This is a genomic window from Dermacoccus sp. PAMC28757, assembly GCF_014302635.1.
Classification (GTDB): Bacteria; Actinomycetota; Actinomycetes; order Actinomycetales; family Dermatophilaceae; genus Dermacoccus; species Dermacoccus abyssi.
The window spans coordinates 1,168,140-1,183,654 of record NZ_CP060292.1 but is presented as its reverse complement, the minus strand read 5'-3'; the positions used below and the strand labels follow the sequence as shown (position 1 = coordinate 1,183,654).

The window sequence follows — 15,515 nt, the reverse complement described above, 5'->3', positions numbered from 1 at the left end:
AGCGAGAACGAAGCACGCCCCGAACTCTAGGAGACGCCACCGACAACGTCGGGCCGTTTGCAGGAGAAACGAACCCCTCGATCCGCAGGGTGCCCGATCGGGCGTGGCCGGTCTCGGGCGACACTCCCTTCCCGTCCAGCCGCCACCGAGGTGACGGTGGAATGATTGCGCCGTGAGAACGTCTCGTCGCTTCGCTGCCCTCGCCCTCGTCGTTGCCACTGCTGTTGCGGGGTGCACGACGGACGACCCGTCCGGCTCGTCGTCGGGCTCGAAGGGCGCCTCGGCGAAGCCGAGCGTCAGCGTCTCCTCGTCGGCGCCCAAGGTGTCGCCGGTGAAGCTCGAACTCGACGCCTCCGACGTTCGTGCCGAGAGCTCGTGGAACGCCCCCCGCTACTCGGCACAGTGGCCCGCGCTCCCGGGATCGGAGAAGCTCTCCCGAGCGCTCGAGCGCCAGATCCAGAGCTGGCGTAGCGATTACGTCGGCACGTACTCGGGGCCGCGTTCCGGCATGACGGTCGTGTGGGAGCCCGTCGTCAACGCCTCGGGGCTGTACGGCATCCGGCTCCGACACACCGTCACGGCAGCCGATTCTGCGGCCACCTCGACGACGCTGTACGGCGACGGTGACTCCTCCTTCACCTCGCTCCAGCTCATCGACGACTCGCAACGCGCCGCCCTCGTCAAGGAACTCGAACGTCAGGCCGTGCAGGTCAACGGCGGCGGCGAGCCATTCGAAGGCGCCACACCCGAGGAAGTCTTCACCGACGTCAGCTTCACCCCCGACGGCACCCTCGTCGCCGCCGTCGCCGAGGGAACGATCGGGCCCATGTCGGCCGGGCAGCACTACGCCACGGTGAAGAACCCGGAGCGCTACCTCTCCGACGACGGGCGCCGCGTGCGCGAGGCCGCGATGAAGAGCCCGGCGTCGAGTACGTCACCGGCGCCGTCGACGTCCACCACCAAGCCGGAGAACGCCGGCAAGAAGACCGACTGCACCAAGGCCAAGTGCCTCGCGCTGACCTTCGACGACGGCCCGGGCCCGTACACGAACTCGATCCTCGACACCCTCGAGAAGAAGAAAGCGCGCGCCACCTTCTTCACCCTCGGCCCGGCCGTCCAGGCCGCGCCCGCCACCGTGCGGCGCATGGTGAAGCTCGGCATGGGAGTCGGCAACCACAGTTGGTCGCACCCGCAGTTCACCACCCTCACCGACGCCCAGGTGACGAGCGAGATCACCCGCACCGCCGACGTTCTCAAGAAGATCACGGGCAGTGACCCGGTCGCCGTTCGCCCGCCCTACGGCGCCTACACCGAGGCGACGCCGCACGCCGGCGCCCCCTTCGTACTGTGGGACATCGACACCGAGGACTGGAAGAACCGCAACGCCGACACGACGACGAAGCGCGTCGTCGACGGCGCGCACCCGGGCGCCATCGTCCTCATGCACGACATTCACCCGTCGACGGCGAAGGCCGTGCCCGGCATCGTCGACGAGCTGCAGAAGCAGGGTTACACCCTCGTCACGATCGACGAGCTGATCCCGTCGATGACGAAGGACGGCGTTTACTCGAGCGCGCCGACGAAGTAGGCACGACATGACGAAGCCCGCTCACCTCGTGAGGTGAGCGGGCTTCGTCACGGCTCGATCAGGGCGTGACGAGTTCGCGCAGACGCTGCGGGCCGACGGCCAGCAGGAGCGTGGGAAGGCGCGGGCCCGTGTCCTTGCCGATGAGCAGGTTGTAGAGCAGCTTGAAGAACTCCCTCTGGCTCGCACCGAGCTCGGCGGCCGTCTCGGGGTCGGCCTTGCGGTCGGGGCGGAAGTTCGCGTCCTTGCCCGCCTGCACCTTCGGCACGCCGTAGACCTGCGTGGTGAGTCCGTCGAGCGTCCACGCGTCCTCGATGCGGCCGAGGCCCTCGGCGCCGTCGACGTCCTTGCCGTCGAGCAGGATCCGAAGCTGTTCGCGCTGCGAGTCGGTGGCCGCGGCAATGCCTGCCTCGTCCTTCGTCTCGCGCACGACAGTGCGCTCGTCGTCGGGCATGTACCGCTCGACCCAGCGCTCCACGCAGCTCAGGCGCGGACGCAGGACGTCGAGGCTCGAGGGCGCGTTCGCCGGGTCGAGGTTGCCGACGATGCGAAGCGTCTGCTCCTCATCGCCCGTCGTGATGTCGTTGATGCTCGCGAGGGTGCGGTAGGCCACCGGGTGCGGCGTGGAGGGCAGCTCGCCCTCGGCCGTCGTCGAGGCGCGCACGAGCGCAGCCACGTCACCGGGCTGGCCCTTCTCGGAGCCCACCTTGGCCACGAGCGCGTCCCACTCGTCGTACATGCGCTGCACGTCGGAGTCGAACGCGACGGTGAAGCTCTGGTTGGGCTTCTTGCGCGCGTACAGCCAGCGCAGCAGCGCGGGCTCCATGATTGTCAGGGCGTCGGTGGGAATCGGCACGCCACCCTTGGACGAGCTCATCTTCGCCATGCCCTTGATGCCCACGAAGGCGTACATCGGGCCGAGGGGACGCTCCCACCCGAAGATGGGTGCCACGTCCTTGCCGACGACGAATGAACTGCCGGGGCTCTGGTGGTCGACGCCGGAGGGCTCGAAGACGACGCCCTCGTACTTCCAGCGCATCGGCCAGTCGATCTTCCACACGAGCTTGCCGTTGTGGTGCTCGCGCAGAACGACCGTCTCCTCGTGGCCGCAGCGGCACGTGTAGGTGAGGTCGGTGGTCTCGTCGTCGTAGGCGGTGACGGTCGTGAAGTCGGTGCCGCACTTCGAGCAGTAGGGCTTGTACGGGTAGTAGCCGCTCGAGCTGCCGCCGTCGTCCTCACCGGCCGCGCCGGAGCCCTCTTCTGCCTCGGCCGCCGCGGCCTGCTCCTCCTCCGACAGGACGGGCGCCTTCTTGCCACCCTTGACGGGCTTCGCAGCGGCGTCGTCCTTGGGAAGCGTGCGGTAGCGGGCGAGGATGGCGTCGAGCTCGTCGCGCTTGCTCATCGCGAAGAGGATCTCGTCGGTGTAGGCCCCGGACGTGTACTGCTCGGTCTGGCTGATGCCGCGGTAGACGACACCGAGGGCGTCGAGGCCAGCCTCGAACTCGGTGCGGAAGTGCTCGGCCCAGCTCGACGCGCTGGAACCCTTCGGCGCAGGCACGCGCGTGAGCGGCATGCCGATGTACTGCTGCCAGGAGTCGTCGACGTTCGGGACGTTGGGCACCTTGCGGTAGCGGTCGAAGTCGTCCCAGCTGATGATGTGCTCGCACTCGACGCCGCGGCGGCGGATCTCGTCGACGACGAGGTGCGGGGTCATGACCTCGCGCAGGTTGCCGAGGTGCACCGGGCCAGAGGGGCTGATGCCGGAGGCGACGACGACCTTCGTGCCGCGGCGTTCGGCCTCGGCGATCGTCTCGTCGGCAAGTCGGGAAACCCAGTCGGCGTCGGGCGGCAGCACAGTAGTCACCCGGCCAGTTTAGAGGGCGGCGGCGCGGCGGCTCGACCGGGTTTCGGCGCGTTTGGCGACGGAGGGGTGACCTCATGCCGTTGGGCGGAGTTTGCTGCGGTTGGGCCGAGGCAGCGACTACCCAACCGCAGGGAAGTCTGCCCAGCGCCGAGGGCGTCGAGCGGGCGTACTCGGCTCAGATCTTGGCGAGCCAGGCTCGGTGGGAGCCGTCGAAGGGCGCTTCACCGTTCTCGATCATCGAGCGGACGACGTCGGCCGCTTCGCGAGCAGCCGTGACGAGCCGTGCCGGGTAGGCGAAGTCGCGCGTGTGCGCCTCGAACTCGTCCTCGTCGTCGATCTCGACGACGCCCGTCGTCCGCTTGATGACGTCGAGGTCGAGGTCGAGCGTGAAGGCTTCGCCCTGGTTGACGGTGGTCGGCGTCGTGATGTCGACGTAGACCTCGATCGTGCGGCTGCGCCCGGCGGGTTCGGCGTTGAACGTGGCGACCCACCACTGCTCGTCAGGAATGAGCACGACGTGGTTGCACGGCACCTTCTGGCTCGTGCCGGGCTTGCTCACCTCGGTGCCCTTGCGCCCGCCGAGCCACAGGCCGTTGGCGTCCTGGCCGAGGATCTCCAGTTCGCTGCCCCAGTGCTCGTCGCCGTTGTACTTGCCGAATTGAAGTCGTGTTTTCTCGCGCGCCACGTCGTCAGCCTACCGAGAGGGGGCGTTCGGGGCGTCCGATGCGAACTTCGGCGCGATGACGGACCGGACGGCACGACGAACGGGTGAGGGCAGCCGGGAGAACCGCGCGAGGGTTCGGTCGAGTTCGCGCAGTGTGGCGAAGGAGCCCGACAGCGCGCCCGGTTCGGCGCCGTCGACGAGCACTGTGCCGAGCATGCCCGACAGGGCTGCCTCGACGACGCTCGCGGGCGAGACGAGCCCCTCGACGGGACTGTCGACCATCGCTCGCTCGAGCGCCTCGCCGACGACCGTGCGCCACTCGCCGAGCAACTCCCGCGCCAGCTTCGCCAGCGCCTTGTCCTGCCCCGCAGCGGCGAGGAGCTGAGCCACGAGCGCCGCACCGCCGTCAGCGCGGTCGGTGCCGAGTTCGGCCTTCACGGCGTCGAGGACCTCGCCGAGCCCGTGGGCCGAGGCGAGGGCCTCGCGGTACCGCTCAAACGCCTCGTCGACGGACTCGCGGTAGGCGGCCGCGACGAGGTCGCCCAGGGTGCCGAAGTGGTAGAAGATCAGCGCCTGGTTGACGCCTGCCTCGGCCGCCACGGATCGCGCCGTGACGGAGGCGAGTCCGCGCCGTCCGACGATCGTGACGACGGCTGCACGGAGACGACGCTGGGTGAGTGCGGCTGCTTCCCTCGCCATGGAACTCCTCCCCCGAAACCCTTGAGCAGTCGCTCAATGAGCCCTACATCAGCAATTGAGCAACCGCTCGAATTTGCGGAGAAGGGCGGAACGCCATGTCACAGCACGTCACCTCGGGTACGACGCGTCCGACGCACCCCTCGCACGGCTTCTCGCGGAACGACGCTCGACTCGTGGCGATCCTGAGCGGAGGACTCGGCGCTCTCGGCGCAGTGGTCGGACTCGCCGTCGGTCTCAGGACATATACGCCGACGGCGTGGTTTGCGGCGCTCGAGGTCGGTGCGCCCGCTGCCTGGCTCGGGGTTGATGCTCGGACTCACCATCGTCGGAGTGCGCCGCCTGGCCGCCCGGCGCCGTCGCGCTCACTGATCACGGACCCGAAATCGTCCCTTCTTTTGCGCGACCGGATGCCCCGCCCACCACAAGCACAGAAATCTTCCCCACGTGTGCGCAAGCAAGCGCCTTGCACACCACGAGGGAAGAGACCTTCCCTTCTTGCGCGCAAGCAGACGTCTTGGACACAAGAAGGGAAGAAAACATCCCAATTCGGACCGACCCGACCCGACGCGACGCAGGCCATGTCCCGTAGACGCGGACGAGGTCACGTCCGAGCAGCAACGAAAGCCGAAACCCTCCCCCAGAACGGCACCACGCTGGAAGCGGACGCCGTGAGGTCGAGCGCGGCGCAAAGCAGCGGCTGAGCTTGCGAAGCCGGTGCGAGCCCCGCGCCCGACCTCACGGCCCGAAGCCCTGTCGCACCGAGCGAAGGCCCCCGAATTGCGAGCTCGCTCGCAGTTCGGGGGCCTTCGCCGGAAGACGGGGCGAGGGATTACACCAGCTCGTGGCGCTGAATGATCTCGTCGCGGCCGGGGCCGACGCCGATGGCGGAGATGCGTGCGCCGATCTGCTCCTCGACGAAGAGGATGTACTTCTGCGCGTTTTCCGGCAGGTCCTCGAAGGTGCGGCAGCCGGTGATGTCCTGCTTCCAACCGGGCAGCATTTCGTAGACGGGCTTCGCGTGGTGGAAGTCGGTCTGGTTCTCGGGCATCTCGTCGAAGCGCTTGCCGTCGACCTCGTAGGCGACGCAGACGGGGATCTCGTCGAAGGTGTCGAGGTTGTCGAGCTTCGTCACGACGAAGTCGGTGACGCCGTTGACGCGTGCGGCGTAGCGGCCGATGACGACGTCGAGCCAGCCGACGCGGCGCGGGCGGCCGGTCGTCGTGCCGAACTCGTGGCCGATCTCGCGGAGGGTGTCGCCGACCTCGTCGTGCAATTCGGTGGGGAACGGGCCCTCGCCGACGCGCGTTGTGAACGCCTTGAGGATGGCGATGACGCGGTCGATGCGCGTGGGCGGGATGCCGGCGCCGGTGCAGGCGCCCGCGGAGATGGCGTTGGACGACGTCACGTACGGGTAGGTGCCGTGGTCGACGTCGAGCAGCGTGGCCTGGCCGGCCTCGCAGAGGACGACCTCGTCGGCGTCGAGTGCCTTGCTGAGGAGCAGGGACGTGTCGGCCACCATGGGGCGCAGGCGCTCGGCGTACAGCAGCAGGTCCTCGACGACCTCGTCGACCTCGATGGCGCGGCGGTTGTACGTCTTGACGAGCAGCTGGTTCTTCAGTTCGAGCGCCGCCTCGACTTTCTGGCGCAGGATCGACTCGTCGAAGATGTCCTGCACGCGGATGCCGATGCGGTTCATCTTGTCGGCGTACGTGGGGCCGATGCCGCGGCCGGTGGTGCCGATCTTGCGCTGGCCGAGGAAGCGCTCGGAGACCTGGTCGATGACCTTGTTGTAGCGCGGGATGAGGTGCGCGTTGGAGGACACGACGAGCTTGGACGTGTCGACGCCGCGGGCCTCGAGAGCGTCGAGCTCCTCGAAGAGGACGCCGAGGTCGACGACGACGCCGTTGGCGATGACGGGCGTGACGCCCGGCGTCAGAATGCCCGAGGGCAACAGGTGCAGGGCGTACTTCTCGCCGCCCACGACGACGGTGTGGCCGGCGTTGTTACCGCCGTTGAACTTCACGACGTAGTCGATGTGACTTCCGAGGAGGTCGGTGGCCTTGCCCTTGCCTTCGTCGCCCCACTGGGCACCGACGAGCACGATTGCCGGCATGCGGATCAACTGCCTTTGGTTGCTGCTGGGCCGACGCCCTCGGGCGCGGCGCGTGCCGTGCGGCACACCCGCGCGGGGCGTCGACTCTTACCGCCCAAGGGTACCCGCTCGCCCCGTCGGGGCCGTGATGACGCTCACGGCGGCATGGGGACGTTCAGGCTCCGGAGCTTCTTCGCTGACCTGAGCCGACGATTCCGCGCTCGGTCAGTTCGACCGCCAGCTGGAAGCGTGTCTCGACGTCGCACTCGTCCATGAGGGCAGCGATCCGACGGCGGACGGTGCGCAGGCTGACGCCGAGCACGCGGGCGATGGCCTCGTCCTTGAGGCCGGCCTGCATGAGCTCGACGAGACGCTCCGATGTCGTGTCGACGCCGTCGTCGACGGTGGTCGAGGCTGCCCAGAGGCGGTCGAACAGTTCGACGAAGGCCCGCACGACGACCGGGTCCCGCAGCACGGCGTATCGGCCCTCGTCACCACCCCACTCGGTGTTGGCGAGGACGAGATCGGTGCCGTAACAGACGAATTCGTTCGGAATGTGGTTGGCGAGGCGCTGACTCTCCCCCATGGCCGCCCACTGGGCCACCTCGAGGGTGCGGCTGCTCGCGGCGTCGAACTCGTGCAGTCCGTAGAGCCCGCGCCCCTCCTCGACGAGGCGGCACAGGACGGGCTGTTCGTCGGGCGTGAAGGCGACGGCGTCGGTGTGCGTCATGCGGATGGGGCCGGACGTCGACGCCGCGAGGTGCTCCATGACGTCGGCAAGGCCGGAGGCGTCGATGTACTCGCGGGCCGGCTCGTCGGACGACGAGTGCTCCTGCCCCGCACGGTGGTCGCCGGCGAATCCGTCGATGGCGTCACGCAGCCGGGCGAGGTCTCGGCGTCGCTCCGCGAGGCGCGCCTCCTCGGCCGAGAGGATGCGTTCGAGGCCGGCGCGCGGGTGGTCGGCCTGGACGAGCCCTTCCTCGTTGATCCGGACGAGCCGCATGGCGCGCAGCGCCTCTGTGGCGTCATCGATCTCGGCGGTGGACCGGTTGAGGCGCGCGGCATACACGGACGCGGGACGCGCCTGATCGCGCAGCACCTGGCGGTAGAGCTGTTCGGCAAGGTCGTCGAGGCCGAGGACGGCGAGGCTGTTCACGCGTCCACATTAGGACAGACGAAGGGGACATGACCCCTCCCGGCCATGCCCCCCTCGTCCCCGCCACCGCGGACGGCGGCGAACGATGCACGCGTCGTTCCCTCTTCGTTCGCTCGTCCCCCGGAGACGAACGCTCCCTGAACGCGCCATCGCACAGCTGTGACGCGCGTCGGTGCTGGTTGGTTCCCTCGATTCGCCGCGACGTCGCGAAAGCAGGCGCCGCGTGTGGCGGACCGCTCCCACCTGCTCGGGTCAGAGACCGAGTTCGCGAGCGCCCGTCGTGGAGGAGTCACGCAGGAAATCGGCGCAGCGACGCTGTTCATCCGTCTCGCCGATGTCGCCGGCCGCCTTGCTCAGCGCTGCGAGGGCGCGCAGGAAGCCGCGGTTGGGCTCGTGCTCCCACGGCACAGGGCCCTGACCGCGCCACCCGGCCTTGCGCAGCGAGTCGAGCCCGCGGTGGTAGCCGGTGCGTGCGTAGGCGTACGCCTCGACGGTCTCACCGTCGTCGAACGCGTCTTCGGCGAGCTGCGCCCACACCAGCGAGCTCGCCGGGTACATACGGGCCACGTCACGCGGGTGGACCCCGGCGTCGAGCTTGGCGGCAGCCGGGTCGACGTCGAGCTTGGTCTCGGGGATGCCCAGAAGATTGTCCATGAGGCCATTCAAGCATCGGGTTCCGACAACGCTGCTGCACCGTCGGGTGCGGTTGCGGGGACTTCCCGCCCGGGCATTGTCATGAATGCCGTGTGGCCCCGAGCGGAACGTCCCCCACAGGGTGGTGCCGTTGTCAGTGATCGCCGCCATACTCGAGGTATGAGCAGCGACAGCACACACGAATGGCGCAGTGGGCCGGGCGAGATCGCCGAGCGAACACTGGAATCCATCGACCGGTGGTGGCGCGCCGCGAACTACCTTTCGGTCGGTCAGATCTACCTCCTGGACAACCCCCTGCTGCGTGAGCCGCTGCAGGCGGAGCACGTCAAGCCACGCCTGCTCGGCCACTGGGGCACGACGCCCGGCCTGAACTTCCTCTACGCCCACCTCAACCGCGTCATCGCCGAGCGCTCGCAGCCGACGCTGTACGTCACCGGCCCCGGCCACGGTGGCCCCGGCATGGTGGCGAACACCTACCTCGAGGGCACCTACTCGCAGATCTACCCGCGTGTGGGGCTCGACGAGGCGGGCCTGCAGAGGCTGTTCAAGCAGTTCAGTTTCCCCGGGGGCATCCCCTCCCACGCCGCCCCGGAGACCCCCGGTTCGATCCACGAGGGCGGTGAACTCGGTTACGCACTCAGCCACGCCTACGGCGCGGTGTTCGACAACCCCGACCTTCTCGCGTTCACCGTCATCGGCGACGGTGAGGCCGAAACCGGCCCGCTCGCCACCTCGTGGCACTCGAACAAGTTCCTCAACCCGGTCACGGACGGCGTCGTCCTGCCGGTGCTGCACCTCAACGGCTACAAGATCGCGAACCCCACGGTGCTCGCGCGCATCGACGACGCCGAACTCGACGCGCTCATGCGCGGATACGGCCACACCCCGTTCGTCTTCACCGCAGGCTTCGACGACGAGGACCACACCTCGGTGCACCGGCGCTTCGCGCAGCTTCTCGACGAGGTGCTCGACGAGATCGCCCGCATCAAGCGCGAGGCGCACGAGGTCGGCGCGGAGAAGGCCGAACGTCCGCGCTGGCCCATGATCGTCTTCCGCACGCCGAAGGGATGGACCGGCCCGAAGACGATCGACGGCAAGATCACCGAGGGGCACTGGCGCAGCCATCAGGTGCCGCTGTCGAGCGCCCGCGACACCGACGAGCACCTGCACGATCTCGAGAAGTGGCTCTCGAGTTACGGGCCCGACGACCTGTTCGACGAATCCGGCTGCGTGGCCGAGGACATTCGTGGTCTCGCACCCGCGGACGAACTGCGCATGGGCGCAACCCCGTACGCCAACGGCGGTGAGCTGCGCGTCGACCTCGACCTGCCCGATTTCCGCGATCACGCCGTGGAGCGCAGCGGCGACGACGAGCGTGGCTCGGTGACATCGGAGGGCACACGCGTCCTGGGCGAGTGGTTGGCCGAGGTCATGGCTGCGAACCCGAACAACTTCCGACTCTTCGGCCCGGACGAGACGGCTTCCAATCGTCTGCAGGGCGTCTACGAGACGTCCCCCAAGCAGTGGCTCGGTGACTACGAGCCGAACGATTCGGGCGACCCCATGGCGCGTGTCGGCAAGGTCATGGAGATGCTCTCGGAGCACCAGTGCCAAGGCTGGCTCGAGGGTTATCTGCTGACCGGTCGTCACGGTGTGATGTCCTCCTACGAGGCCTTCATCCACATCGTCGACTCGATGGTCAATCAGCACGCCAAGTGGCTCAAGGTGACGAACGAGATCCCGTGGCGGCGCCCCATCAGCTCGCTCAACTACCTCTTGAGCTCCCACGTGTGGCGTCAGGATCACAACGGTTTCAGCCATCAGGATCCGGGGTTCATCGACCACGTCGTGAACAAGAAGGCCGAGGTCGTGCGCGTCTACCTGCCGCCGGACGCGAACACGCTGTTGTCGACGTTCGACCACGTCCTGCGCACGTCGCAGTACGTCAACGTCGTTGTCGCGGGCAAGCAACCGAACCCGGTGTGGTTGTCGATGGACGAGGCGGTGCGCCACTGCGCGCGTGGCCTCGGCATCTGGGAATGGGCCGGAACCGAGGATGAGGGCGGGGAACCCGACGTCGTCCTCGCCTGCGCGGGTGACATCCCGACGGTCGAGGTGCTGGCGGCCGCCGGCATCCTAAAGGACCGGCTGCCGCAGTTGAAGGTTCGGGTGGTCAACGTCGTCGACCTCATGCGTCTGCAGTCGTCCGAGGAGCACCCGCACGGCCTCTCGCAGCGCGAGTTCGATGCGATCTTCACCACCGACAAGCCGGTGGTCTTCGCCTACCACGGTTACCCCTGGCTCATCCATCGTCTGACCTACCGACGCACCGGCCACGCGAACCTGCACGTGCGCGGCTTCATCGAGGAGGGCACCACCACGACGCCGTTCGACATGGTGATGCGCAACAACCTCGACCGGTACCACCTCGTCATGGACGTGCTGGATCGCGTCGAGGGGCTCGGAGCCCGTACGGCCGGTCTGCGCCAGGAGATGCAGGACGCCCGCCTGGAGGCACGCGCGTATGCGTACGAGAACGGCGAGGACATCCCGGTCGTGGCGAAGTGGGTGTGGTCGGACGCCGGCGACACCGCCACCGAGCGCGGCGGTCCCCAGCAGGATACCGGTGGCGACAACGGCTGATCGTCGGGTGCTTGCGCCCCACGGCGACGGCGGGCGCTGCTAGGCTCCCGTCGTCGCCTCAAGATCGAGGAACCCGGTGAGAGTCCGGGACGGTCGCGCCACTGTGAGCGGGTTTTCCGCGAGTCAGGAACTCGAGGGCGAAGCATTGTCGGGACGCGTCATCCCGGGAAGGTGCATTGCCATGCATATTGCCGAGGGCTTCTTGCCACCCCTCCACGCGGCCGCTTGGACGGCCGTCTCCGCGCCGTTCGTCGTTCACGGCGTCCGCCGCATCACGCAGATCACGCGTGAACACCCTGATTCCAAACTCCTGCTCGCCGGCGTCGGTGCCTACTCGTTCGTGCTGTCGGCCATCAAGCTGCCGTCGGTCACGGGCAGTTCGTCGCACCCGACGGGCACGGGTGAGGGCGCCGTCATCTTCAAGCCACCCGTCATGGCCGCGTTAGGCACGATCGTGCTTATCTTCCAGGCGTTGCTGCTCGCGCACGGCGGCCTGACGACGTTGGGCGCCAACGTGTTCTCGATGGCGATCGTCGGGCCGTGGGTCGCCTACGGCACCTACCGCCTCCTGGGCCGGGCGCCGTTCTCGGTGGCCGTCTTCTTCGCCGTCGCCCTGGCCGACCTGGCCACGTACGTCGTCACCGCCACGCAGCTGGCCATCGCGTTCCCCGACGCCCAGAGCGGCTTCTTCGGCGCATGGTCGCGCTTCCTCGGCCTGTTCGCGCTCACTCAGATTCCGCTCGCCATCGTTGAGGGCCTCGTCGGCGTGCTCCTCATGAACGCCCTGCGTTCGTGGGCGGGCCCGCAGCTGCAGGGCCTCGGCTTCGGCAAGGGCCGCCGCGATGTCTTCGACGACGAGCCTGGCGAATCCGACACTCCCGCCAAGACCGACGACACCCTCAACACGCCCGCCGGAGGTGCCCGATGAAGCGCTCGACCGTGTGGAAGAACGTCGCACTTCTCGCCCTGGCGGCCGTCGTGTTCGCTATCGCACTGCTCATGGGCACCCACTCCGGCGGTGAGTTCGGCGGGACGGATGCCGCCGCCTCCGAGCAGATCGAGGCCTCGAACAAGGACTACGAGCCGTGGTTCTCGCCGATCTGGGAGCAGCCCGGCGGCGAGGTCGAATCCGGCCTCTTCGCGCTGCAGGCAGCCATCGGCGCCGGCATTCTCGGCTTCGTGCTCGGCACGTTCCGCGAGCGCCGTAAGCGTTCGACGGAAACGGCGCCGAACGCCGACGACTCCCCGCAGAACGCCGCACGCACCCCCGAGTCGACAACCCGCAGCAGCTGACCGTGGGAGCCAGGACGGGCTCCGGCCCGGCCGTCGATCGCGCCGCCTGGAGCAACAGGTGGCGCGATCGCTCCGTTCTCGAGAAGGCGGTACTCAGTCTCGGCCTGCTCGTCGTGGCCATGGCGACGCGGCCGCTGTGGTTGCACGCCGCACTCGTCGCCGTCTGTCTCGCCGCGATCCTCGTTGGCGCTCGCGTCGAGCCGCGCCTCGCAGCGCGTGTCCTCACGCTTCCGGTGACGTTCATCGTCCTCGGGGCACTCGCTGCCGCGGTGTCGATCGGCCACCCCGCTCCTGACGCCGTGTGGTCGTTCGGCCCGTTCTGGTCGGCGCCGGCGTCGATCGAGCGTTCCGTCGAGACAGTCGGCCGCTCACTCGCGGCGGCCTCGGCCCTCATGATGCTTGCCCTCACCACCCCGATGACCGACCTCCTGACGGCGGCCCGTCGCGCCAAGGTGCCCGCGACGATGGTGGAAATCGCGGGCCTCGTCTACCGAATGCTCTTCGTCCTCCTCGACGTGGCAGGCAACGTCCGCACGACGCAGGAGGCCCGCCTTGGGTACGCATCGGCGCGCATCGCCCGGGCCAGCGTCGCGTCGTTGCTGTCCGCCACGCTCCGAACGGCCTGGGTGCGGGCTCAGCGTCTCGGCGAAGGGCTCGAAGGGCGCGGCTTCGACGGCGCGCTCGTCGTCACGCCCCGGGCGCAGAACGTCTCGGTGCCGTTCGTCGGCCTCAGCGCTTGCGTGGTCCTCGCGCTCGGCGTCGTCGCGGTGATGACCCGATGAGTGCGCTCGCCCTGCACGGGGTCAGCGTCCGGTACGGCCGCGACGCGTGGGTGCTGCGCGACGCCGACGTGGAGGTCGAGGCGGGCCGTCGCCTCGCGCTCATCGGCGCCAACGGTGCGGGCAAGACGACGCTCCTGCGGACCTTGAGCGGCAGCCTGCGGCCCACCGCCGGCGAGGTCCTCGTCGACGAGACGCCCCTGAACTTCAAGCGCACAGCACTCACCGCCCACCGCCGCGCCGTGCAGCTCGTCCTACAGGATCCGGACGATCAGCTCTTCTCCGCCGATGTCCACGCCGAGATCTCCTACGGCCCCACCAACCTCGGACTCGACCCCGACGCCGTCCGTGCGCGGGTGGCAGAGACTGCTGAACTGTTGGGCATCACCGAGCTGCTCACCCACCCCGTGCATCACCTCTCGTACGGCCAGCGCAAACGCGTCGCCCTCGCCGGCGCCGTGGCGATGCAACCGCGCTTCCTCCTGCTCGACGAGCCGACGGCCGGCCTCGACCCCGCCGGATGCGCTGCTCTCCTCGCGTGTCTCGAGCGGCTCGAAGGCGCGGGCACGACCGTCGTCCTGTCGACCCACGACATGGCGCTCGTGTGGGAGTGGGCCGACACCGTCACGCTGCTCGACGCCGGGCGTGCTGTCAGTGACGACGCCGGCGCCCTCCTGGGCGACGCCGACCTCCTGCGTCACGCGCAGCTCGATCGACCGTGGCAGGCGGACCTGCTCGACGCCGCAGGCCTCCCCGTCTCGGCAGCCGACCGCCCGCGTTCCCGCGCTGACGTTCTGGCGGCAGCCCTCCACCGCTGAACGCCGCACAACGAAACGAGCGGCCGGCCCACGATTGTTCGTGGACGGGCCGCTCGCGTCGAACGACTCGGGTGAGGCGTCAGGCCTTCTTGGCGCCCTGGCTCTTGCCGGCGGAGCCGAGGTGCTCACACGCCTCGACGACGCGCTTGGCCATGCCCTCCTCGGCAGCCTTGCCCCAGGCGCGCGGGTCGTACTGCTTCTTGTTGCCGACCTCGCCGTCGATCTTGAGGACGCCCTCGTAGTTGCCGAGCATCCAGCCGGCGATCGGGCGGGTGAAGGCGTACTGCGTGTCGGTGTCGACGTTCATCTTGACGACGCCGTACGACACGGCCTCCTTGATCTCCTCCTCCGACGAGCCCGAGCCACCGTGGAAGACGAGGTGGAACGGCTTGTCCTCGGCCTCGGAGAACTTGGCCTTGACGGCGTCCTGCGCGTCCTTGAGCACGGACGGGCGCAGCTGGACGTTGCCCGGCTTGTAGACGCCGTGCACGTTTCCGAAGGTGAGGGCCGTCATGTAGTACACGTCGGTACCGGCGCCGAGAGCCTCGGCCGTGGCGATGGCGTCCTCGGGCGTGGAGTACAGCTGGTCGTTGATCTCGTTGTCGACGCCGTCCTCTTCACCGCCGACGACACCGACCTCGATCTCGAGGATGATGTTCGCCTGCTGGCACTTGTCGAGCAGCTCCTTGGCGATCTCGAGGTTCTCCTCGAGCGGAACGGCCGAACCGTCCCACATGTGCGACTGGAAGTACGGCTGACCGCCGTCCTTGACGCGCTCGATCGAGGCGTCGACGAGCGGGCGGACGAAGCTGTCGAGCTTGTCCTTCGGGCAGTGGTCGGTGTGCAGGGCGATGTTGACGTCGTAGTTCTTCGCCACCTCGTGGGCGAAGGCCGACATCGCGAGGGCGCCGGTGACCATGTTCTTCACCGTGGGGCCCGAGAAGTACTCGGCGCCACCGGTGGAAACCTGGATGATGCCGTCCGAACCGGCCTCGGCGAAACCACGGATGGCGGCGTTCAGCGTCTGCGACGACGAAACGTTGATGGCCGGGTACGCGAAGCCCTCACGCTTCGCACGGTCGAGCATCTCGCGGTAAACCTCGGGGGTTGCGATGGGCATGTCCACTCCCTTGTCGATCTGCGGTTCGCGGGCCGTACCGGGTGCTGGCACGGCCGTCCGATTCATCCTTTCACGCACCACACGGACGTGGGCGTTACGGCGCCGGACGGGCCGAGGAGTGAGCAGCGATGCTCAGCTTTCGGACACT

14 protein-coding genes and 1 riboswitch are annotated in these 15,515 nt (G+C 68.5%); of the genes, 6 read left to right on the top strand and 8 right to left on the bottom strand.

What is annotated here, in order from left to right:
• The first annotated feature begins 172 nt into the window (after positions 1 to 172).
• Entirely contained in the window at positions 173 to 1,588 is a 1,416-nt protein-coding gene (locus H7F30_RS05770; protein WP_187037324.1) for a polysaccharide deacetylase family protein, read from the top strand.
• Positions 1,589 to 1,646: 58 nt separating this feature from the next.
• On the opposite strand, the gene lysS is transcribed toward H7F30_RS05770, so the two are convergent.
• The 7 genes from lysS to H7F30_RS05735 form a co-directional block, all read right to left on the bottom strand.
• Complete coding sequence (gene lysS / locus H7F30_RS05765; RefSeq protein ID WP_187037880.1) at positions 1,647 to 3,440, bottom strand: lysine--tRNA ligase; 1,794 nt, start codon at positions 3,438 to 3,440, stop codon at positions 1,647 to 1,649.
• 184 nt (positions 3,441 to 3,624) lie between these two features.
• Positions 3,625 to 4,134 (bottom strand): DUF402 domain-containing protein, encoded by a 510-nt coding sequence (locus tag H7F30_RS05760; RefSeq protein WP_187037322.1) that lies wholly within the window; start codon positions 4,132 to 4,134, stop codon positions 3,625 to 3,627.
• Positions 4,135 to 4,143: 9 nt separating this feature from the next.
• Positions 4,144 to 4,812 (bottom strand): TetR/AcrR family transcriptional regulator, encoded by a 669-nt coding sequence (locus tag H7F30_RS05755; protein ID WP_187037320.1) that lies wholly within the window; start codon positions 4,810 to 4,812, stop codon positions 4,144 to 4,146.
• Positions 4,813 to 4,910: 98 nt separating this feature from the next.
• Complete coding sequence (locus H7F30_RS05750; protein WP_187037318.1) at positions 4,911 to 5,135, bottom strand: hypothetical protein; 225 nt, start codon at positions 5,133 to 5,135, stop codon at positions 4,911 to 4,913.
• A gap of 506 nt (positions 5,136 to 5,641) precedes the next feature.
• Positions 5,642 to 6,925 (bottom strand): adenylosuccinate synthase, encoded by a 1,284-nt coding sequence (locus H7F30_RS05745; protein ID WP_187037317.1) that lies wholly within the window; start codon positions 6,923 to 6,925, stop codon positions 5,642 to 5,644.
• A gap of 154 nt (positions 6,926 to 7,079) precedes the next feature.
• Positions 7,080 to 8,060, bottom strand: coding sequence for a response regulator transcription factor (locus H7F30_RS05740; RefSeq protein WP_047312400.1), 981 nt, complete (start codon positions 8,058 to 8,060; stop codon positions 7,080 to 7,082).
• Positions 8,061 to 8,312: 252 nt separating this feature from the next.
• The gene (locus H7F30_RS05735) at positions 8,313 to 8,714 is read right to left on the bottom strand and encodes a DUF3151 domain-containing protein (protein ID WP_047312401.1); all 402 of its coding nucleotides are present in this window, start codon (positions 8,712 to 8,714) and stop codon (positions 8,313 to 8,315) included.
• Positions 8,715 to 8,873: 159 nt separating this feature from the next.
• Between H7F30_RS05735 and H7F30_RS05730 the strand changes: the two genes are divergently transcribed.
• From H7F30_RS05730 to H7F30_RS05710, 5 genes are all read left to right on the top strand, one after another.
• Positions 8,874 to 11,357, top strand: a complete 2,484-nt coding sequence (locus tag H7F30_RS05730; RefSeq protein ID WP_047312402.1) for a phosphoketolase — start codon at positions 8,874 to 8,876, stop codon at positions 11,355 to 11,357.
• A 66-nt stretch (positions 11,358 to 11,423) separates the two neighbouring features.
• Positions 11,424 to 11,490, top strand: a riboswitch (cobalamin riboswitch).
• A 48-nt stretch (positions 11,491 to 11,538) separates the two neighbouring features.
• On the top strand, positions 11,539 to 12,285 hold the full coding sequence (locus H7F30_RS05725) for an energy-coupling factor ABC transporter permease (RefSeq protein ID WP_187037315.1): 747 nt from the start codon (positions 11,539 to 11,541) through the stop codon (positions 12,283 to 12,285).
• Positions 12,282 to 12,650 (top strand): energy-coupling factor ABC transporter substrate-binding protein, encoded by a 369-nt coding sequence (locus tag H7F30_RS05720; RefSeq protein ID WP_187037313.1) that lies wholly within the window; start codon positions 12,282 to 12,284, stop codon positions 12,648 to 12,650. The genes H7F30_RS05725 and H7F30_RS05720 overlap by 4 nt, the downstream gene beginning before the upstream one ends.
• A 2-nt stretch (positions 12,651 to 12,652) precedes the next feature.
• Complete coding sequence (cbiQ, locus tag H7F30_RS05715) at positions 12,653 to 13,432, top strand: cobalt ECF transporter T component CbiQ (protein WP_187037311.1); 780 nt, start codon at positions 12,653 to 12,655, stop codon at positions 13,430 to 13,432.
• Positions 13,429 to 14,247 carry an energy-coupling factor ABC transporter ATP-binding protein gene (locus H7F30_RS05710; RefSeq protein WP_187037309.1) on the top strand — a complete coding sequence of 273 codons (819 nt, stop codon included), beginning with the start codon at positions 13,429 to 13,431 and terminating at the stop codon, positions 14,245 to 14,247. The genes cbiQ and H7F30_RS05710 overlap by 4 nt, the downstream gene beginning before the upstream one ends.
• Before the next feature lie 79 nt (positions 14,248 to 14,326).
• On the opposite strand, the gene fbaA is transcribed toward H7F30_RS05710, so the two are convergent.
• Positions 14,327 to 15,418 carry a class II fructose-bisphosphate aldolase gene (gene fbaA, locus H7F30_RS05705; protein ID WP_255464971.1) on the bottom strand — a complete coding sequence of 364 codons (1,092 nt, stop codon included), beginning with the start codon at positions 15,416 to 15,418 and terminating at the stop codon, positions 14,327 to 14,329.
• Positions 15,419 to 15,515 lie beyond the last annotated feature (97 nt).